At 68.6% G+C, this 18950-nt stretch carries 19 protein-coding genes; 6 read left to right on the top strand and 13 right to left on the bottom strand.

The window, feature by feature from the left end:
* Positions 1 to 143: 143 nt before the first annotated feature.
* The 7 genes from A4R44_RS15380 to A4R44_RS15355 form a co-directional block, all read right to left on the bottom strand.
* The gene (locus A4R44_RS15380) at positions 144 to 1238 is read right to left on the bottom strand and encodes a cytochrome P450 (RefSeq protein ID WP_232791614.1); all 1095 of its coding nucleotides are present in this window, start codon (positions 1236 to 1238) and stop codon (positions 144 to 146) included.
* Between the two features lie 101 nt (positions 1239 to 1339).
* Complete coding sequence (locus A4R44_RS51720; RefSeq protein WP_255366089.1) at positions 1340 to 1936, bottom strand: hypothetical protein; 597 nt, start codon at positions 1934 to 1936, stop codon at positions 1340 to 1342.
* On the bottom strand, positions 1824 to 2615 hold the full coding sequence (locus tag A4R44_RS51715; protein WP_255366088.1) for a hypothetical protein: 792 nt from the start codon (positions 2613 to 2615) through the stop codon (positions 1824 to 1826). Before A4R44_RS51715 ends, A4R44_RS51720 begins: the two co-directional genes overlap by 113 nt.
* The gene (locus A4R44_RS15370) at positions 2612 to 3088 is read right to left on the bottom strand and encodes a cobalamin B12-binding domain-containing protein (RefSeq protein WP_067580518.1); all 477 of its coding nucleotides are present in this window, start codon (positions 3086 to 3088) and stop codon (positions 2612 to 2614) included. Before A4R44_RS15370 ends, A4R44_RS51715 begins: the two co-directional genes overlap by 4 nt.
* On the bottom strand, positions 3085 to 4299 hold the full coding sequence (locus A4R44_RS15365) for an alanine racemase (RefSeq protein WP_067580516.1): 1215 nt from the start codon (positions 4297 to 4299) through the stop codon (positions 3085 to 3087). Before A4R44_RS15365 ends, A4R44_RS15370 begins: the two co-directional genes overlap by 4 nt.
* On the bottom strand, positions 4296 to 5765 hold the full coding sequence (locus A4R44_RS15360) for an AMP-binding protein (protein ID WP_232791613.1): 1470 nt from the start codon (positions 5763 to 5765) through the stop codon (positions 4296 to 4298). The genes A4R44_RS15365 and A4R44_RS15360 overlap by 4 nt, the downstream gene beginning before the upstream one ends.
* Positions 5766 to 5955: 190 nt before the next feature.
* The gene (locus A4R44_RS15355; protein ID WP_067580513.1) at positions 5956 to 7455 is read right to left on the bottom strand and encodes an AMP-binding protein; all 1500 of its coding nucleotides are present in this window, start codon (positions 7453 to 7455) and stop codon (positions 5956 to 5958) included.
* Between the two features lie 233 nt (positions 7456 to 7688).
* Between A4R44_RS15355 and A4R44_RS15350 the strand changes: the two genes are divergently transcribed.
* Positions 7689 to 7934, top strand: coding sequence for a phosphopantetheine-binding protein (locus A4R44_RS15350; protein WP_037810574.1), 246 nt, complete (start codon positions 7689 to 7691; stop codon positions 7932 to 7934).
* Here the strand turns inward: A4R44_RS15350 and A4R44_RS15345 are convergent.
* Complete coding sequence (locus tag A4R44_RS15345; protein ID WP_093572950.1) at positions 7927 to 8886, bottom strand: ACP S-malonyltransferase; 960 nt, start codon at positions 8884 to 8886, stop codon at positions 7927 to 7929. The genes A4R44_RS15350 and A4R44_RS15345 overlap by 8 nt on opposite strands.
* Entirely contained in the window at positions 8879 to 9811 is a 933-nt protein-coding gene (locus tag A4R44_RS15340) for a proline iminopeptidase-family hydrolase (protein WP_067581231.1), read from the bottom strand. Before A4R44_RS15340 ends, A4R44_RS15345 begins: the two co-directional genes overlap by 8 nt.
* A 234-nt stretch (positions 9812 to 10045) precedes the next feature.
* Here A4R44_RS15340 and A4R44_RS15335 point away from each other — a divergent pair, with 234 nt between their 5' ends.
* The 3 genes from A4R44_RS15335 to A4R44_RS15325 are packed head-to-tail and all read left to right on the top strand — an operon-like array spanning position 10046 to position 13091.
* The gene (locus A4R44_RS15335; RefSeq protein ID WP_067580511.1) at positions 10046 to 11308 is read left to right on the top strand and encodes a nucleotide disphospho-sugar-binding domain-containing protein; all 1263 of its coding nucleotides are present in this window, start codon (positions 10046 to 10048) and stop codon (positions 11306 to 11308) included.
* Positions 11299 to 12414 carry a sensor domain-containing protein gene (locus A4R44_RS15330; protein ID WP_067580509.1) on the top strand — a complete coding sequence of 372 codons (1116 nt, stop codon included), beginning with the start codon at positions 11299 to 11301 and terminating at the stop codon, positions 12412 to 12414. The genes A4R44_RS15335 and A4R44_RS15330 overlap by 10 nt, the downstream gene beginning before the upstream one ends.
* A 23-nt stretch (positions 12415 to 12437) precedes the next feature.
* On the top strand, positions 12438 to 13091 hold the full coding sequence (locus A4R44_RS15325) for a response regulator transcription factor (RefSeq protein ID WP_067580506.1): 654 nt from the start codon (positions 12438 to 12440) through the stop codon (positions 13089 to 13091).
* 327 nt (positions 13092 to 13418) lie between these two features.
* Here A4R44_RS15325 and A4R44_RS48970 read toward each other — a convergent pair whose 3' ends face one another.
* The 3 genes from A4R44_RS48970 to A4R44_RS15315 are packed head-to-tail and all read right to left on the bottom strand — an operon-like array spanning position 13419 to position 16403.
* Positions 13419 to 14033 carry an acyl-CoA carboxylase epsilon subunit gene (locus tag A4R44_RS48970; RefSeq protein WP_198545295.1) on the bottom strand — a complete coding sequence of 205 codons (615 nt, stop codon included), beginning with the start codon at positions 14031 to 14033 and terminating at the stop codon, positions 13419 to 13421.
* 38 nt (positions 14034 to 14071) lie between these two features.
* A complete protein-coding gene (locus A4R44_RS15320; RefSeq protein WP_067580505.1) occupies positions 14072 to 15640 on the bottom strand; it encodes an acyl-CoA carboxylase subunit beta in 1569 nt (522 codons plus the stop codon).
* Entirely contained in the window at positions 15633 to 16403 is a 771-nt protein-coding gene (locus tag A4R44_RS15315; protein ID WP_067580504.1) for a thioesterase II family protein, read from the bottom strand. The genes A4R44_RS15320 and A4R44_RS15315 overlap by 8 nt, the downstream gene beginning before the upstream one ends.
* Positions 16404 to 16567: 164 nt before the next feature.
* On the opposite strand from A4R44_RS15315, the gene A4R44_RS15310 reads away from it, so the two are divergent.
* Positions 16568 to 17410, top strand: a complete 843-nt coding sequence (locus tag A4R44_RS15310) for an alpha/beta hydrolase family protein (RefSeq protein WP_067580502.1) — start codon at positions 16568 to 16570, stop codon at positions 17408 to 17410.
* Here the strand turns inward: A4R44_RS15310 and A4R44_RS15305 are convergent.
* Entirely contained in the window at positions 17389 to 18075 is a 687-nt protein-coding gene (locus A4R44_RS15305; RefSeq protein WP_067580500.1) for a GNAT family N-acetyltransferase, read from the bottom strand. The genes A4R44_RS15310 and A4R44_RS15305 overlap by 22 nt on opposite strands.
* A gap of 150 nt (positions 18076 to 18225) precedes the next feature.
* On the opposite strand from A4R44_RS15305, the gene A4R44_RS15300 reads away from it, so the two are divergent.
* A complete protein-coding gene (locus tag A4R44_RS15300) occupies positions 18226 to 18948 on the top strand; it encodes a VOC family protein (protein ID WP_067580499.1) in 723 nt (240 codons plus the stop codon).
* Positions 18949 to 18950: the final 2 nt, after the last annotated feature.

The raw sequence follows: 18950 nt of genomic DNA, 5'->3' as shown, positions 1-18950 counted from the left end.
CCTCGTTCGTCGGTCTCTCTGCCTGCCATCGCGGGCGTGAAGCAAACCAGCACTCATGGTCGTCTTGTCCGGATGGTAGGTCGGCGCGCAGCACAGCCGGATCCCCTGAAAACCCTTCTAGGGGAAGGAAAATCGGTGCTCCGTCACCAGGCGATGCGCAGGAGCGACGGACCCCGCACGATGACGCCGTACTCCCACTTCACGCCATCGCGGCCGTCCGCGAACCGCAATTCCGGAAACCGCACCAGGATCGCCTTCAACGCCTCCTGCAACTCAAGACGGGCCAACTGCGCACCAATGCAATGATGCGGCCCATGCCCGAACGCCACATGCGGATTCGGACTCCGCGTCAAGTCCACCACATCCGGATCCGCGAACACCTCCGGATCACGGTTAGCCGCATGCAACGCAGGCAACACCGGATCACCCGCCCGCACCACCACATCACCCAAGCGAACATCCTCGACCGCATAACGCGCGAACATCGCCGCCGTGTTGACCGGCACCCACCGCAACAACTCCTCCACCGCCGCCGGCACCAACTCCAGGTTCTCCCGCAACTGCGCCACCAGGTCCGGCCGCGTCAACAACGTGAAAACAAAACTCGGCAACGCCGACGAAACCGTCTCCACCCCACCAGTCAGCAACCCCGCACCAGCGATCGCGATCAACTCGCTCTCACTCAGCTTCTCACCAGCATCACGCGCATAAACAAGCGCACCAAGCAAATCATCAGCCGGCTCCTCACGACGCCGCGCAACCAACCCCGCCACATACCCGTCCAACCGATCGCCGTAGACATCCAGCACATCGCCCTTCGCCGTCGCGTCGCTGACGAGGGCCTGAGTCCACTCGCTGAAAATCCTGTGATCCTCCTCCGGCACACCGAGCAACTCACAGATCACCGTCACCGGCAACGGCCGCGCAAGCCCCTCCACGAGATCGCCAGGCCCGCCGCTCTCGACCATCCCGTCGATCAGCTCATGCACCAGCACACGGACACTCTCCCGCATCGCCTCCAGCCGACGCGCGGTAAACGCCTTGCTCACCAAACGACGCAACCGGGAGTGATCCGGCGGATCCATCCCCATAATGCCATCACCCATCTGCTGACGACGCATCCTCGGCTGATCAAGCCCCTGCGCCAACTCACGACTGAACCGCGAATCAGTCAACACCAACTTGACGTCGGCATACCTCGTCGCCAACCACGCCGGCTCACCAAACGGCAACTGCACCCGACTCACCGGCTCGTCACACTGCAACCGACGATACGTCTCAGAAACAGACGTCTCACACATATCGAACGGATACGCCCGCACAGTCCGACGAATGCTCATCACAATTCCCCTCCGATCACAGCCATCGGTTGCTCCAATGCCTGGGTGTCATGGGTGTGCTGGACATAGGAAAGCGCCGACATCAGCGTCGACGAGGTGATCCGGCCGCTCGGCGCGCGCTCGGCGATCCCGCGCAACGGCAGCGAACCGAGCTCGGACCAGCCGAGCCTGCCGTCCGCGTCGAGCGTGCTGCGCGCCTGGCCCGCGTTGTCCGGATGCAGGCAGTACGGCACGTCGAGCAGACCGCGTTTGAAGGCGACCACGAGCGCGCGGTCGAGATCGGCGTGGCTGTTGAGGACCGCGTCGACCAGGGCGTGGGCCTCGCGGTAAACCTGGTTGTCGGCGTCCACAATGGCCTTGATGCCTTTAGCCGACGCCGCCGCGTGTTCGAGCGCGGTCACGTTCTCCGCGACGGTCGGGATGCGGTGCGCTTCGGCGGCGGTCTTGACGATCAACCGCTCCGAATCTGTGCTCATCGCCAGTTCAGCGGCCTTGCCCAGCAACAACATCGCGCCGTCGGGCGTGCGCGGGAAGAGGCCCATGTAGGCGTAGATCACCACGTGCCAGGTCGCTTCCGGCAGGAACTCGGCGCACAACCGGCGCAGCGCGGCAACCGCTTCGCGATCCTGCTGAAGGTTCGTCTGNGTTCGTCTGCTGCGCATAGCTCACCGAGATACTGCGTACGCCTTTGCGGTAGAAGAACAACGCCTCCAGAAAGCTGATCGCGACCAGCTCGCTCGGCGGGCACAGTTGCCCCAGCATGCAGCCGCCGAACGTCTCCAGATGCGGACGGCCGCCCGGATGTTCGGCCTCGACGAGCAGATCGCAGCAGGACGCCCAATTCCGCACGGCTTCGTCGAGCGGCGTGCGGCTGTAGGGCAGGCAGTAGGAAACCGGGCCGCCCTCAGTGGCGTGCAGACCGGCGGCGATCATCGCGCGGAAGATGTCCACCGGCCGCGCCGAACCGTGCCGGACCTGCACCGGGAAGTCCGGGCCTTCGAGGCCGTCGAGCATGGCCCGGGTCACCTCGGGCGGATGGTTGACGATCGGGTAGCCGTTGAGCGGAATCCCGTTGCGCAACGCATGTGCCGCGGATTCGGTGTCGCGGACCCGGGTGTAGCTGTCGAGCGTAAGCGTGCCGACGGTCGCGGCGTTCGCGTGTTTGGTCGCGACCAGACCGGCGCGCATCGCGGCCGGACTGTCGAAGCCCATGCGCGGTTGCACGACCAGTTCCCCGGCCGCGTGCCGCTGCGCGACGAACCGCTCGAAGCTCACGCCTCCTCCAGCTGGCTGACCCCGCCGGGAAGCGTGGCCGCGAAATGCCGGAAGGCGGCGGCGTTCTTCTCGTCGAACACCCCGTCGAACCCGGCGAACAGCAGCTCCGCGGTCTGCTCGTCCGACAGCGGTCCGCCAGTGCCGAGCTTGCCGCCGATCACCATCGGCAGCCGACGCAGCTCCGGGATTCCCCGCAGCCGCTGCACGACCCGGAGCCCGTCTTGGTAGCCGTGCCCGTTGACGCTGCTCAGCACCAGCATCGCCGGACGGCGGCTGACGCATTCGGACTCCAGCAGCTCGTCCGGCACGCACGCACCCAGGTTCACCACGTCGAAACCGAGTTCTCCCACCAGAAGTTCGAGGTAGACGAGGTTCCAGGTGTGCGAGTCCGACGCCATGCTGCTGACGATCACCGTGCGTCCGCTGGGCTCTTCGACGATGCTGCTGCCGTACGCGCGGACCTCCTCGCTCATGGCGACACCTCATAAGCTCGCTGATAGTCCAATCGCGACACTGAGATGACCTCATCGCCGCGGACCACGACTTCGGTGGGCGCCGGGCGGCCGAGAAAGCTGATCAGACTCGCGGTGACGCCGTACGCACCGACGTTCGGCACGGTCAGCAGGTCTCCAGCGGACAGCTCAGGCAGCTTCGCCGCCTTCGAAAGCGAGTCACCGGGAGTACACAGTGGACCGACGAGCTGTCCCGGGTTGTCCCCGATCTGCTCGACACCGACCGCGGCGGGCAGCAGCCGTCCGATCCCGGAAAGGCCGCCGACCACGTTGATCCCGGCGTCGAGAATGACGAACCGGTGGCCCCGGCTCTCCTTCACGTTCACGACACCGGCCAGCAACGTCCCGCACGTGCCGGACAGGTAGCGGCCGGATTCGCAGGCCAGCTCGACCTCGCCGCTGCGCCATTCGGGCAGGTACAGGTCGAGAAGCTGCTCCAAACCGTTGCGCAGCTTCGGATAGTCGGTGCGCTCGCCGGGAACCGCGTACGGCGACGAGAATCCGCCGCCGATGTCGAGCAGTTCCAGCGGCAGCCCCGTCTCCTGACGCAGCTGCGCGGCCGACTGCAGCACGAACTCGTATTCGCCGAGCAGCGCGTCCTCGTCCTGCGCGTTGCTCATGGTGAAGAAGTGCGCGCCGACGATCTTCGCCCCGGGCACCGCCTTGAACAACGGCATCAGCTCGGGCAGCGTCTCAGCGTCGACGCCGAACTGCGACGGCCGGCCCATCATCCGGATCCCGGTCGACGCGCTGCCCTGTGTGGTGTTCACCCGCAGCAGGCAGCGCGCGACGGTGTCCTGCCGTTCCGCCGCGGCACCAACGTGTTGCAGGTCAGTCAGCGATTCCACGGAGAACAACCGGACGCCGGCGGTGATCGCCGCGGCCAGCTCGCCGTCGGTTTTGCCCGGGCCGGTGTAGAGGATGTCCCCGGGCGCGAACCCGGCGGTCAGCGCGTTGGCCAGCTCACCGGTCGAGCTGATCTCCGCGCGGCATCCGCCTTCGCGGAGTTCGCGGGCGATCTCCGGATGCGGGTTGGCCTTCAGCGCGTAGTAGACCGCGAACCCCTCCGGGAGCAGGCCGAACAGCTGATCGCGCGACTGGGCGGTCACGTCAAGGTCGTACACGTAAGCCGGCGTGCCGAACCGTGCGGCCAGCTCGTCGTACTTGCTCATTTGCGGGCACCTTCCACCAGCAGGGCGAGTTCCTTCGTCGCGTTCTTGCCGTGCGCGGTGAGCGGGAACTCGTCCACGACGTGGCACAGCGCGGGCACTTTCTGCGGCTCCAGCCGCTGCGCCAGTTCCTTGAGCACCGTGGTCGGCGGCAAGTCGCTTTCCACGCAGATCGCCAGGTCACGAGTCTCGCTCGGCGGGATCGCCCCCGCCGCGCGCACGCCGGGGATGTCCATCGCGGCCGCCTCGATCTCCAAAGTGGACATCCGGATTCCCTTGCGCTTGAACATGTCGTCGCGACGGCCCTCGAAGTAGAGGTAGCCGTCCTCGTCGAGCCGGCCGTAGTCACCGGTGTGCAGGCGAAGCTCGCCGGTGGCCTCGTCCCGGCGGAACGCTCGCGCGGACAGCTCCGGGGCACGCCAGTAGCCGGGCATCACGTGCGGTCCGGCGGCCACGATCTCGCCGATTTCCCCAGCGGGCAACGGAGTTCCGTCGGCGGCGAGGATGTGCACGGTCGTGCCGGGCAGCGGAAGCCCCGACGAACCCGGACGCTCGGTGTCCTCCTCGGGCGGCATGACGGTGATCCGCTTGCACTCGGTCTGCCCGAACTGGCGGACGACGCGGACGCCGGGGAAAGCGTCGCGGAGCTTCGCGATGGTCGAATCCGGCAGCGCCGCGCCGGTGTTGGTGAACAGCCGCACCGGAGCCGGTTCGCCCTGTTCCCGCTCGGCAAGGGTCGCGATCATCGTCGCGAGCGAAGGCACGATCGGAACGACCGTCGCGCCGACCTCGCGCATCCGCCGCAGCAGGCGAAGATCGGATTCGGCGTCGGCGAGCACAATCTCGCTGCGGCCGAGCGTCGAGAGGAGGACTTTGTACAGACCGTAGTCCCAGGACATCGGGAACCGGCAGAAAACGACGTCGTCCTGGCGGTAGCCGAGCACCGCCTGGATCGCGCTCGCGGCGAAGGTGACCTGCCGGTGCGGCCCGATGACGCCCTTGGGCGCGGCCGTGCTGCCGGAGGTGTAAACGAGAACCGCGACGTCGTCCAGCTCGACTTCGGCCGGCTCTGCGCGAGTGCCATCGCGGTAGGCTTCCTCGACTTCCGTCCACAGTGGAGCAAACTCTCCGGGTTGCACGATCAGCACCGGTTCGGCGTTCTCGACGACGGAATCGAAGTGGAACTGCTTCATCGCCGGGTTGATCGGCACGAACACCGCGCCCCGGCGGGAAGTGCCGTGGAAGAGCGCGACCAGCGCCCGGTCCGTCGGCAACTGCACTACCACGCGATCGCCGCGCCCGATCCCGCGCCGCGCGAGGACCGCCTCCACCGCGTGACTCCAAGCGGCCAGCTCGGCATACGTCCACACCCCCGCCCGGTCGCGCACCGCGGCGGCGTCCGGCGCACCGGCCGCCGCCGCGTCGAGCAGGGCATGGACGAGAGAACCGGATTCGTTCACGACTGCCACTCCCGAAAGGATTCGTAGAATCACCGTGCCTGCGCGGGATAGCTCCCCGACGTCGGAGAAAAGCTATCCGCGCGCAGCCGGTGATCCACACCCCTAACGGCCCCTAGCTGGCACTCTGCCGGTCCGGCCCGAACGCCGTGAAGGGCTCCTTGCGGGAATCTGATTCCCGCAAGGAGCCCTTCACCGACGACTAGGCGGGGACCGGGCTCAGCAGCTCCACGGCCCGCGCCGCCAGCGTTTTCCGGTCGATCTTGCGGTTCGAATTCAGCGGGAACTCCTCGACGTGCTCGTACCGCCGCGGGATCACGCCCTCGGGCAGCACCGCCCGCAACGCCCGCACCAGCTCTATCACCGGCCGCCGCGGCCCGGTGTAGAAGACGAACAGCTCAGTGCCGCCATCCCCTTGGACACCGAGCGCTACCGCCTGCACCCCGCACGCCTGCAACGCGTGCTCCACCTCGGTGAGCTCCACACGCCAGCCGAGCACCTGCACCTGCGAATCGAGCCGCCCCAGGTACGCGAGGTCGTCGCCGCCGAGCCGCCGCACCCGGTCGCCCGTGCGGTAGAACCGCCGACCGTCGCGGTCCAGGAACCGGCCCTTCTCGTCAGCCGGGTCGAGATACCCCGGCGTCAGCTGCGGTCCGGCGATGGCGAGTTCGCCCTCTCCCGCCTCGTTCTCGTCGATGAGCAGGTACTCGTGTCCCTGGTGCACCGCGCCGATCGGCACCACGCCGTTCACCGCGATCCGCGGGGTTTCCTCGTCGTCCCAGCGGTACCCGGCAACGGTGATGGTCAGCTCCGTCGGGCCGTAGAGGTTCTCGGTCACGGAATTGCCCGCCGCCGCCCGCCAGTCCGCGGTGTCGCGGACAGTCAGTGCTTCCCCGGCGAAGAAGCTCCACCGCAGGCCGGGCATCGCATCTGGGGTGAGCCGTCCGGTGCGGCGCACCAGGTCGATCGCGCTCGGCGTGGAAAACCACACGGTGAGGCCGCGCTCCTCCACGAACGCCGGCACGTTCCGGTAGGCCGCTCCCGGCAGGACCACCGCTTCCGCACCCGCGCCCCACGCGCAGAAGAGGTCGAACATCGCGCAGTCGAAGTTCAGGTCGAACGTCTGGGAGAAGACGTCGTCCGGGGTGAAGTCGTACCGCGCGTCGAGCAGGCCGAAGTAGTGCTCGGTGGAGCCGTGGCCGATCCGGACTCCCTTCGGCCGTCCCGTAGAGCCCGAGGTGAACAGGATGTACGCGGAGTCCTCAGGTCGCACGTCCACGGGCTCGCTGAGCGCGGTTTTCGGTTGCCACAGCCCTGGCTGGCCGACCTCCGGGGCCAGGAGGGTCTTGACCGGCGGAGCCACGGTCAGGCCGCGTTCGTCGGCGATGATCGCGTCCGCCTCCGCCGCCTCGACCATCTGCGCGGTCCGGGCCGCCGGGAAGTCCGGCCGCAGCGGGACGACCGTCGCCCCCGCGTACAACCCGGCCAGAATCCCGGCGTAGGCGGTCACGCCCTTGCCGGCCAGCACCCCTACCGTGCGGGCGCCGGACTCCGCCAGCGCGCCGCCCCACAGCAACGCCCGCTCGTGCAGTTCGCCGTAGGTCAGCGTCTGCCCGCCGACGCTGACCGCCGGCCGGGACTCGGAACGGGCCAGCCCGCGCAGAAACCGCGCGTGCAGTCCCGAGGTGGTCGTCGTGTCCATCGTGGTCCTCCGCGTTACTGTGCCGATCGCTGCTGACCCGACCACAGTCACGGCCTAGTGGCTTCGTGGCAACGGTTACCTGCCGGGTCGGGGTCGGCCTGCATTTGGCCGGATCAGCAATAGGGGTGCCGGCGCGTCGCTCGGAAGCGGCGGCCCGGGGTAAGGTTCAAAACCGAACCGGGCGGTCGGTTTCCCTGCCCGGTGAAGTGCCCGACCCAGCCACCGGAGTAGCCATGTGGGACAGCTCTTTCGACGAAGCCCTCCGCCCGTACCTTCCGTTCCTGCCCGCCGACGAGGCGCTGACCGCCGAGACCCCGCTCAAGGAGTACGGCCTCGACTCGCTCGCCACGGTGGAACTGCTGGCCGTGCTGGAGGAGAAGTACAACGTCCGGTTCTCCGACGACGCGCTGAACCTGGAGACGTTCGAGAACCCCGGACGCCTCTGGACGACGCTGTCGAAGCTGCAGCCGGCTAGCTGACCCGCGAGGGACCCGCGCCGCGCCGCCGCGGCTGCAGCGCGAGCCGCGGGTTCACCGTGGTCACCTCGAACCGGCTGGTGGTGGCTCGGACGCGGCCGAACAGCGTGTCCGGCCCGGCCACCCACAGCTTGCGCACGCCGAGCTGTTCGAGCGACGAGACGACGTCCGGCCAGCGCAGCGGCTCGACGATGCTGTCCAGCAGCATCGTGCGGACCTGCTCGCCGGACCGCAGCACCGAACCGTCCTGGTCAGCGATGATCGGAAGGAGGGGATCATGGAAGTCGAGGCCGCCGAGCACCTCGTCCTCGGCCTTGCGCCGCAACGCGCCGAACGCGCGCGAGTGCAGCGGAGGACGCATCGTGTACAGCGACAGCCCGCCCATGCTCCGCACGGTCTGCTTGAGCCAGTCGAGGTTCCGCTCCCGCACCGAGACCATGTAGAAGTCGTGGTCGATATAGCAGGAGATGTCCGACCATTCGCCGCGCCCGTCCAGTTCGGCCAGCGCGTCGCGCAGTTTCTCCTCCGGCGTGCGGACGAACGAGTGCGTGACGACGTCGGTGTGCTCGGTCGCGAAGAACTCGTCGAGGCACTGCGCGAGCTTCGCGGTCATCCACACCGCGTCCGGGAAAGTCAGCGAACCGGCGTACACACTGGCCGGCTTCTCGCCGAAACTCGGGCCGGTGCAGTAGTCCGGGCTCATCCCGTACTCCTGTTCGGCCCACTCGGCGAGCGCGACGCAGGTGAGCATGAACCCGACCTGGGCGTACTCGGAGTAGTCGCCCTCGGCCTCGCGGAAGCGGTCGACCAGCGAGTAGCCCAGCCGGTCGTCGGCGTCCTTGATGAGCCTGCGCGCGAACGGGTTGATGAGCAGGAACTTGCCGAAGTCGGCGAACCGGCACGGGCTCATCCCGGGGAACACGACCGCCGATCCGGCCTGGCTGGCCTCATCCATGACTGGCGACCTCTCTTTCGGCGGGAGAATGGACTTCCTGCAGGAATCCCAGCAGGATTTCGCGGAACCGCTGCGGTTCCTCGAGATGGGGAACGTGGCTCGATTCCGGGAGGATCTCCCAGCGCACGTCGTGGATCCGGTCGTAGTACGGCTGCACAGTGGCCGGGGTGGCCTCGTCGTGCGCGCCGGAAATGAGCAGGGTCGGCACCTCGATGTCGTCGAGACGGTCGATCACCGAGTAGTCCGCGAGCGTGCCGGAGACGGTGAACTCGCTGGGCCCGTTCATCACCGAGTAGACGGTGTTGTTGTCGGCCATCTCCATGAACGACGCGAGATAGTCGGCGGGCCACGGCAGCACCCGGCAGACGTGCCGGTCGTAGAAGACGCGCATGAGGTCGAAGTACTCCTGCGTGTCCGTCGTGCCGGCGGCTTCGTGCGCCCGCAGTCCCTCGTCGACGCCGGGCGGGAGCAGCGCGCGCAGCCGGTCCATCTCGCTGCGCCACAGCTCGTACGAGGCGGGCGAGTTGGCGATCACCAGCCCGCGCAGGCCGTCCGGGCGTTCGGCGGCGTGCCGCGCGACGACCAGCCCGCCCCAGGATTGTCCATAAAGGACGTAGTTGTCCTCGATGCCGAGCCGGTGCACCAGGTTGTCCAGCTCGTCGCCGAACAGCTCCGGGTTCCAGAACCCGGGGCCGGCGTCCGGCAGCCTGCTCGATCCGCCGCTGCCGAGCTGGTCGTAGTGCACGACCGGGAATCCGTGCTCGGCGAGTTCGGTCAGGCTCAGCAGGTAGTCGTGCGTGCTGCCCGGCCCGCCGTGCACCACGACCACGGCGGGTGCCGCCCCTCCCGGTTGCCCGGTGACCCGGTACCAGGTGCGGTGCTCGCCGAACGGGACCCAGCCTTTCGCGGTGGGCGCCACAGCCATGCTCATCACCTCGTTCGCCTCCCTCGTCCTTCTCCGGCGCAGCGCGGCCGGATCCGGTTACCTGTCTATCCGTCGGCGCCCGCGCGCCACCAGCCCCTAAGGGGCGTCTAAAGCCGAGCCAAATCAACTTTCCCCGCGACCGATTCAGGGGTCCCCTACCGGGTGGGCGAGGCGGTGGACCGGCCCTACCGTTTCCGTTGTCCCGCCGCACCTACGAATCCCGGAGCTGCCGCGATGCGCGTGATGCTGATGGTCCTCCCGACGAGGACGCACGTTTACAGCATGGCTCCGGTGGGCTGGGCGCTGGCCGCGGCAGGGCACGAGGTGCGCTTCGTCGGGCAACGCAACCCGCGCGAGGTCGCGTCGTTCGCCGAGACCGGGCTGGACGCCATGTGGTTCGGCGACGAACTCGACCTCGCCCGGCACCGCAGGCTCCAGGTCGATCGCAACAACGCGAGGCAGCGCGACTTCCGGATCTCCGAAAGCCGTCCCGAGCGCTACACCGACGAGTACGTGCGCAACGTGTACGAGCACTGGGTCGACGTGTTCCGCTGGACCACTCCGGATTCGCTGCTCGACGAACTCGTCGTCTTCGCCCGCCAATGGCAGCCGGACCTCGTGGTGTGGGACCCGGTGATCTACGCCGCGCCGATCGTCGCGCACGCCCTCGGGGTGCCGCACCTGCGGATGATCGACGCCGCCGACCAGACCGCCCGCATCGGCGCGCAGTACCGCGACCGCAGAGCCAGCCGTCCTGAGGACACCTCGCCGGACCCGTTCGTGACGTGGATGTCCGCCGCGGTCGGCCGGTTCGGCGCCGACTACGACGAAACCCTGCGCTACGGCGTGCGGACCATCGACTGCCATCCGTCGTATCTGCGGTACGACGGCGTGGACGTCGACTACGTCCCGGCCCGGTTCGTGCCGCAGGACAAGCCGGCGGCGATCCCCTCGTGGGTGCTGGAGCAGCCGGAGCGGCCGCGGGTGATGCTCGCCCTCGGCAGCTCGGACCGGCAGGTGCCCGGCATCGCGGAGACCGCCGCCGGGGACCTGCTGGACGGCCTCGCCGGCCTCGACATCGAGGTGATCGCCACGGCGGACGCGAGCCGGCTCGCGTCCGTGCGCGCGATCCCGGACAACGTCCGCGCGGTCGATCCCGTGCCGATGAACGAACTCCTCGCCTCGTGCTCCGCGATCGTGCACCAGGGCGACGGCGCGACGATCGGCAGCGCGGTCGTGCACGGCGTCCCGCAGCTGGTCATCCCGGACGCCACGTGGAGCGAACGCTGCTCTGCGGTGGCTCAGGCGAAGCGCGGCAACGGTTTGCTGGTGGACCTCGGGGACGTGACGCCCTCCAGGGTCCGCGCGGGAGTGTGCCGCTTGCTGGAAGAACCGTCCTTTCGCGAATGCGCGCTCAAAGTGCGCGACGAAATGCTGGCGACGCCCACACTCGACGACCTCGTACCGGAACTGGAACGGATGGCGCGATGCCCGTGACGCGGCCGCCGACCATGCGGGCGATCGGGTTTCTCGTGCTGAGCCTCCCGATCCGGCTCGTCGCGTTCGTGCTGATCCTGGTGACCATGCTGGTCGGCGTCGCGACGACGATGCTGTGGATCGGCATCCCGGTCCTGCTGGTCGCGACCTCGCTGATGCGTTCGTATTGCGCCTTCGAACGACGCTGGGCACGCCAGATGCTCGGCGTCGCGATCGCCGAACCGGCCCGCCGGCCACCGGCCGGACCGGGCATGCTCGCGGTGTGGCAGGCGCGGTTGCTCGACGCCGCCACGTGGCACGAGTTCGCCTTCGTGCTCATCGCTTTTCCGTTGGGCATCGTGGAATTCGTGGCGGGCGTCGTGTCCATCGCAGCACCTCCTTTCGGGATTTTCGTGGCACCGCGCATCGGGGCGGTGCACGGCGAGCTGGCGACGTCGTTCCTCGGCCCGAACCGCACCGCGCAACTGGAAGCGCGCACGCAGCAGCTGCGGAACTCCCGAGCACGCGGAGTCGACGCGGTGGAGGCCGAACGGCGCCGGATCGAACGAGACCTGCACGACGGCGCGCAGCAGCGGCTGGTGTCCGTCGCGATGAGCCTGGGCCGCGCCCAGCTCAAACTCGATCTCGACGACCCGACCGCGGTCCGCGAACTCATCGGAGCCGCGCACGCTGACGCCAAACTCGCTGTCTCGGAGTTGCGTGACCTCGCGCGCGGCATCTACCCGCCGGTGCTCCAGGATCGCGGCCTGGACGCAGCGTTGTCTTCTCTTACCGCAAGAATGCCTATCCCTGTTGAGGTCGAGGTTACCGTACAACCCCGGCCGCCCGCACCTGTCGAGACGACGACTTATTTCATCGTGAGCGAAACGCTCACCAACGTGACCAAACATTCCGGCGCCGACCGCGCGTCCGTGCGAGTGACCCGTGACGACGACACCGTAGTCGTCGAGATCACCGACAACGGCCACGGCGGCGCCTCGATGCGCCCCGGCGGCGGCCTGGCCGGATTGGCCGACCGCGCCGCCACGATCGACGGCGTGCTCACCGTCGTCAGCCCCGCCGGCGGCCCCACCGTCGTGCGGGCCGATCTGCCCGTCCGCTGGTGAATCCTGTTGTGGAGGCAAGAGAAATGCGCGTCGTGATCGCGGAAGACTCGGTGCTGTTGCGCGCCGGGGTGCAAAGCCTGCTCGCGGACGTCGGCATCGAAACCGCCGCCGCGGTCGACAACGGCGACGATCTGCTGGTGGCCATCCGAGACCACCGCCCCGACCTGGTCATCGCCGACGTCCGCATGCCGCCGACGTTCACCGACGAGGGCCTGCGCGCGGCTTTGGCCGCCCGCAAGGAAATCCCCGGCCTGCCGGTGCTGGTGGTGTCGCAGTACGTCGAAGGAAGCTATGCGGTGGACCTGATCGCGGAAGGCACGTCCGGCGTCGGCTATCTGCTGAAGGAACGAGTCGCCGACGTCGCCGACTTCCTGGAAGCAGTCCGCCGCGTCGCCGGCGGCGGTTCAGCCATCGACCCGGACGTCGTGGCACAGATGCTGTCCCGCAGCCGGGATCCGCTGGAGGCGTTGACCGCACGGGAAACCGAGGTGCTCGCCCAGATGGCGCAAGGCCTGTCGAACACGGCCATCGCCAAGGCTTTGGTGGTGACGCAGGGAGCGGTGGAAAACCACATCAGCAACATCTTCGCGAAGCTGGGCCTGGAGGCCAGCCGGGACCAGAACCGCCGCATCCGCGCCGTCCTGACCTATCTGGACAGCACCGCGGTCCACGCCTGATTCACCGGATCGATACCGTGCAAATGTTCGAGCGGCGGCGGTAGCTTGGGGATATGGATCTTGGACCTGTTCCCCTGTCGTCCGTTGTGGACGAAGTAGTCGTTCTCTTGTGGCGCAAGACTTCTGTCACTCGCGCTGCCGCCACTCGCACCTCTGCCACCCGCCGCCGATCGCTCTTGCCTTCCAGCTCAGCCCTTCGCCCGAGCCGACCGTTCCGAAGACGCGCATTCCGCGCAGCTGCCGAAACCGGAACCGCGGTGCTGCGAAAAGCCCGCATCGCGCTGCGCCGATGCGGGCCCCGCTCCCTCACACTATGGACGGGGCGAGCTACCGCGCCCGCCAGCTCGTCGCCGGAACAAACCTTGCCAACGGTTGCCGAGGTGACGGCACAGCAGTTTCCTCGCGCCCAGCCCCCGCTGCCTGACCGACAGCCGCCAATGCCACCAGCAGCGCAGCCACTTCAACGTCGTCCGGGTTTCCGCGCACCACACGTACTGCGGGCGCTACCACTGCAGCGCGCTGTTCACCGCACGCCCCAACAGCTTCCGCACCAACCACACCCGCAGACGCTGTCACCGCGTCACGCCGTTCACCTCGCCCCCCAACAGCTTCCCCACCAGCCACACCCACAGACGCCGCCAGCGAATCACACCGTTCGCCACGCACCCCAACAGCTTCCCCACCAGCCACACCCGCAGACGCCGCCAACGAATCACACCGTTCCTCACGCGCAGAAGCAACCTCCAGGCCAACAGCTTCCCGCGACGCCGCAGGAAGCTTCGTCCTGGCCGCACCTGCGCCCCTTGCCGCCTCGCACCGGTCACCGCGCGTCCCGGCAGCCCGGCCCAAACCACCCGGCACCCCGCCGGGCTCGCCCCGCGCACCCGACTCGCCAACCGAGGCAAGAACCTCCGATCCCGCCCCCAGATCCGCCGCCTCCATCACATCCCCCGTACCTAGACGCGCGACCCGGACCCCCATCACATCGGCGGGTTCCCGTGCTTGCGCGCCGGAACCTCGGCGTGCTTGGCCCGCAACATCGCCAGCGACCGGATCAGCATCTCCCGCGTCCGGCCGGGCTCGATCACGTCGTCGACCAGTCCGCGTTCAGCCGCGTAGTACGGATGCATCAGCTCGGTCTTGTACTCCTTGATCTTCTGCCGCCGCACCGCCTCCGGGTCGTCGGCCGCGTTGATCTCGCGACGGAAGATCACATTCGCCGCGCCCTCGGCACCCATCACCGCGATCTCGTTCGTCGGCCAGGCGAGCGAAACGTCCGCGCCGATCGACCGCGAATCCATCACGATGTACGCGCCGCCGTAGGCCTTCCGCAGGATCACCTGCACCCGCGGCACTGTCGCGTTGCAGTAGGAGTACAGCAGCTTCGCACCGTGCCGGATGATGCCGCCGTGTTCCTGGTCCACCCCGGGCAGGAAGCCGGGCACGTCGACCAGCGTCACCAGCGGGATGTTGAACGCGTCGCAGGTTTGCACGAACCGCGCGGCCTTCTCGCTCGCCTCGATGTCGAGCACGCCGGCGAGCGTCGCAGGCTGGTTCGCCACGATCCCAGCCACGTGCCCGTCGAGCCGGGCCAGTGCGCATACCACGTTCGTCGCCCACCCGGCGTGTACCTGAAGAAACTCGCCGTCATCGACGATTTTCTCGATCACCGCACACATGTCGTACGCGCGGGCCGCGTCGGTCGGCACCACCTCAAGCAGTTCGTCCGTGCGGCGGTCCGCCGGATCGGCCGTCGGCTCCACCGGCGGCACCTCGTTGTTGTTGGACGGCAGCAACGAAATCAGGTACCGCACATCCTCAAGACAGCTGGGTTCGTCGTCATAGACGAACGCGGCGACCCCCGATGTCGAGGCGTGCACGTCCGCGCCGCCAAGACCGTTCTGGGTGATCTCCTCGCCGGTCACCGCGTGCACCACGTCCGGGCCGGTGATGAACATCTGCGAGGTTTCGCGCACCATGAACACGAAATCCGTCAAAGCGGGCGAATAGGCGGCGCCGCCCGCGCACGGGCCGAGCATCACCGAGATCTGCGGAATGACCCCCGAAGACCGGGTGTTGCGCTGGAAAATGCCGCCGTACCCGGCGAGCGCCGTCACGCCCTCTTGAATCCGCGCACCGGCACCGTCGTTGAGCGACACCAGCGGAGCACCGGCCGCCGCGGCGAGATCCATCACCTTGTGGATCTTCTGTGCGTGCGCCTCGCCGAGCGCGCCGCCGAAAATGCGGAAGTCGTGGGCGTACACGAAAACCGTGCGTCCGTACACCGTTCCCCAGCCGCACACCACGCCGTCCGAGTACGGCTTGCGGTGTTCGAGGCCGAAAGCCGTCGCGCGATGCCGCCGCAAGGACTCGATCTCGGTGAACGAACCCGGGTCGAGAAGCAGTTCGACGCGCTCGTGTGCGGTCAGCTTGCCGCGGTCGTGCTGCCGGGCGGTCGCGGCGTCGTCGGGACCGCGGCGTGCGGCTTCCTTGATCTCCCGCAGTTCCTCGAGTTTGCTGTCGAATCCGACCGCCAGTGCCTCAGACATGCGCGCGCCCCTTGTCGACAAGCCGATCGGTCAAGTGCCGGAGAATCACGTCCTGGTGGCGGGTCAGGAAGAAATGCCCGCCGGCGAGCGGAACCAGCTCGAAGCCCGCCGAGGTGTGCTCGCTCCACGACCGGACCTCGTCGACCGAGGCGACCGGGTCGGCGGTGCCGGTGAACGCGACCACCGGGGCGGCCAGCGGCGGGCCCGGCTGATACCGGTAGGTCTCCACGGCACGATAGTCGTTGCGCACCACGGGAAGGATCATCCGCACGACGTCGTCGTCGCCGAGCAGGTCCATTTCGGTGCCGCTCAACCGGCGCAGTTCGTCGATCACGCCGTCGTCGGTGCGGGTGTGCACGTTCTCGTTGCGATGCCGCGACGGGGCCCGGCGGCCGGAGACGAAGAGCGTGTGCACTTCGGTGCCCGCGGCCTCCAGCCGCCGGGTCACCTCGAAGGCGATCATTCCGCCCATGCTGTGCCCGAAGAGCGCGAGCGGCCGGTCGTCGCGGCCGCGCAGCAGCTCGGCGATCCGGTCGGCCAGCGCATCGATGGTGGTCAGGAACGGTTCGTGCCGCCGGTCCTGGCGCCCCGGGTACTGCACCGCCAGTACCTCGATGTCCGGCGTCAGCGCCCGCGAAACCGGGAAGTAGAACGGAGCCGAACCTCCGGCGTGCGGCAGGCACACCAGCCTTGCCTTCGCCTCGGGCGACGTGTGGAAGCGGCGAAACCAGCTGTCCTCGTCAGAATTCGCGCTACCCGTCATGTCGTCCCACCGCCTTTCCGACGTCTGCGCCGGGACGACCCGGCCACGGATCCTTCTTCGCCGACCCACGGTAACCGCGCCCACCGCGCGCAACGACCCCTAGCTCCCCCCTAGATCCACAATGGACAGTCCCACCCGCTCCCCAGCCCGGAAGGATCCTTTCGATGCAGCCGACGTTCGTCCTCGTCCCCGGCTCCCACGCCACCGGACGCTGCTTCACCGCGCTCCAGCGCGAACTGGCCCTGCGCGGCCACCGCAGCCTGGCCGTCGACCTCCCCGGCCACGGCAGTGCTGGCTTCTCCGTCGCCTACCAGGCGCAAGACCACGCAGCCTTCGCCGAAGAACCGTCACCGATGGCTGGCATCACGCACGCCGACAACGTCGCGCACGTCATCGACCTCGTCCGCCGCGTACGCGAACACGGTCCCGTCGTCCTCGTCGGCCACAGCCGGGGCGGCTTCACCGTCACGAGCGTCGCCAACGCGGTGCCAGATCTGCTGGCCCGAACCGTCTATATCGCTGCCTGGTGTTGCGTCACCGGCACCGCGGCCGACTACCTCGCCACCCCAGCCTTCAGCGCACCCGACACCGGGCTGGTCCCCGTCGTCGGCCCGGAACGCCTGGGCGCCGTCCGGATGAACTGGCGCACCACCGATCCCGCGCACCTGACCGCGCTCAACCGGGACTGGACCGCCGACGGCACCGACGCAGAGGTCGTCGCTTTCACCTCGGCCCTCGACCCCGGCGAATCGCGGGACGCCGGTACCGACCTCGTCGACCCAGCTGCCTGGGGCAGGGTCCCGCACACCTACGTCCGGCTGACCGAGGACGCGAGCATGCCCCTCGCGCTGCAGGACCACTTCATCGAAGAAGCCGACGCTCTGACCTCCGACAACCCCTTCGACGTCCACTCGCTGCCGGTCGGCCACATCGACCCGCTGCTCCGCTCGACGGGCCTCGCCGAAATCCTCGCCGGAACCGCCGACTACAGCGAGGGGGCCCGGTAGACACCGAACTGCATCTCGCGGGCGAGCCGGAACCCCAGCTTCTCGTACAGCCGGATCGCGCCGGTGTTCGTCTCGGCCGCGTGGAGAAACGGCCGCTCCCCGCGCTCCCGGATCCCCGCGGCCACCGCCAGGACCAGCCGGGCCGCCAGGCCCTGCCCTTGGAACGCCGGGTCCGTGCACACCGCGCTGATCTCCGTCCATCCCGGCAGGTGCATCCGCTCGCCTGCCATCGCCACCAGCGCTCCGTCGCGGCGGATGCCCAAGTAGGCGCCCAGAGCGATCGTCCGGGGCAGGAACGGGCCAGGCTTCGTCCGCGACACCAGATCGAGCATCTCCGGCACATCCGCGTCGGTCAGCCGCACCGCTTTCGGATCGGCGGCAGCCGGGGCGGCCGAACCGTCCATCTGCACACCGGCGAGCTCGGCCTCCACCGTCCAGTCCGCGGGCGGCGGCGTCCCGACGCGGCCGACCACGACTGTCGACGCGCCCGGCCCGGCGAGGTCGGCGATGTCGTGCCACACGTGTTCGTCCGGCTGGTCCGGCACGGCGAGGAACGGAGAGACATCCACCGGATACCGCAGCACCTGGCCCTTCTGCTCCGCGAACGACGCGTGCGGGCCGCTCAGCGCGGCCCAAGCGGGGTTTTCGAGCGGTGACGTGCTCATTCTCGCCTGCCATTCCAATCCGGGGTGCTCAACCAGAATGCGTGCCCCGGCCGGGGCCCGGCCACTGCCTCCCACATGGTGAGCGGCCGAGGACCGCAGCTGTCCGCAATCCGCCATAACGTCACCGCCATCACCGACGAAGGGACCTCGATGAGCACCGTCGACCGCAACCAGCCGCTCGGCACCCCGACCTGGATCGACCTCGCCGTGCCGGATCTGGACCGCGCGCAGCGCTTCTACGGCGCCGTCCTCGGCTGGACCTTCGACGGCGGCCACTGCCTGCTGCGCGACCTCCCCGTCGCGGGCCTGCGCCCAGCAGCCGACCCCCGGCCGGCCTGGACCGTCTGCTTCGCGACCGACGATTGCGACGGCACCGCGAAAGCCGTCGCCGCCGCGGGCGGCAAGCTCCTCGACCAACCGCACGACGACGGAGAGCACGCCCGCGTCGCCGTCGCGGAAGACCCGACCGGCGCGCGGTTCGGGCTCTGGCAAGGCCGCAAGCTCCCCGGTGCCCGGCTCGTCAACGAACCCAGGGCCCTGCTGCGCAACGACCTCGTCACCCCAGCGCCCAAGCCAGCACGTGACTTCTACTGCGAGGTCTTCGCCTTCGCCCTCGACGGCAACGACGACCTGTCCGGCGTCGACTTCACCTTCCTCCGTCGCCCGGACGGCCACGAAATCGGCGGCATCATCGGCGACCCGTCGGCCGCGGCACCGGCGTGGGGCACCCTGTTCCTCGCCACCGATGCCGACGCGGCAGGCGCGCGGGCGGTCGAGCACGGCGGTGAGATCGTCGAGGCACAGGACAGCCCGTACGGACGCATGGTGACTATCAAAGATCCGTTCGGCGCGGAGTTCGTCCTTGGCTCCTGAAC

Source organism: Amycolatopsis sp. M39, assembly GCF_001651785.1.
In the GTDB taxonomy this organism is placed as follows: Bacteria; Actinomycetota; Actinomycetes; order Mycobacteriales; family Pseudonocardiaceae; genus Amycolatopsis; species Amycolatopsis rubida.
This window is presented reverse-complemented; position numbering and strand designations above follow the sequence as displayed.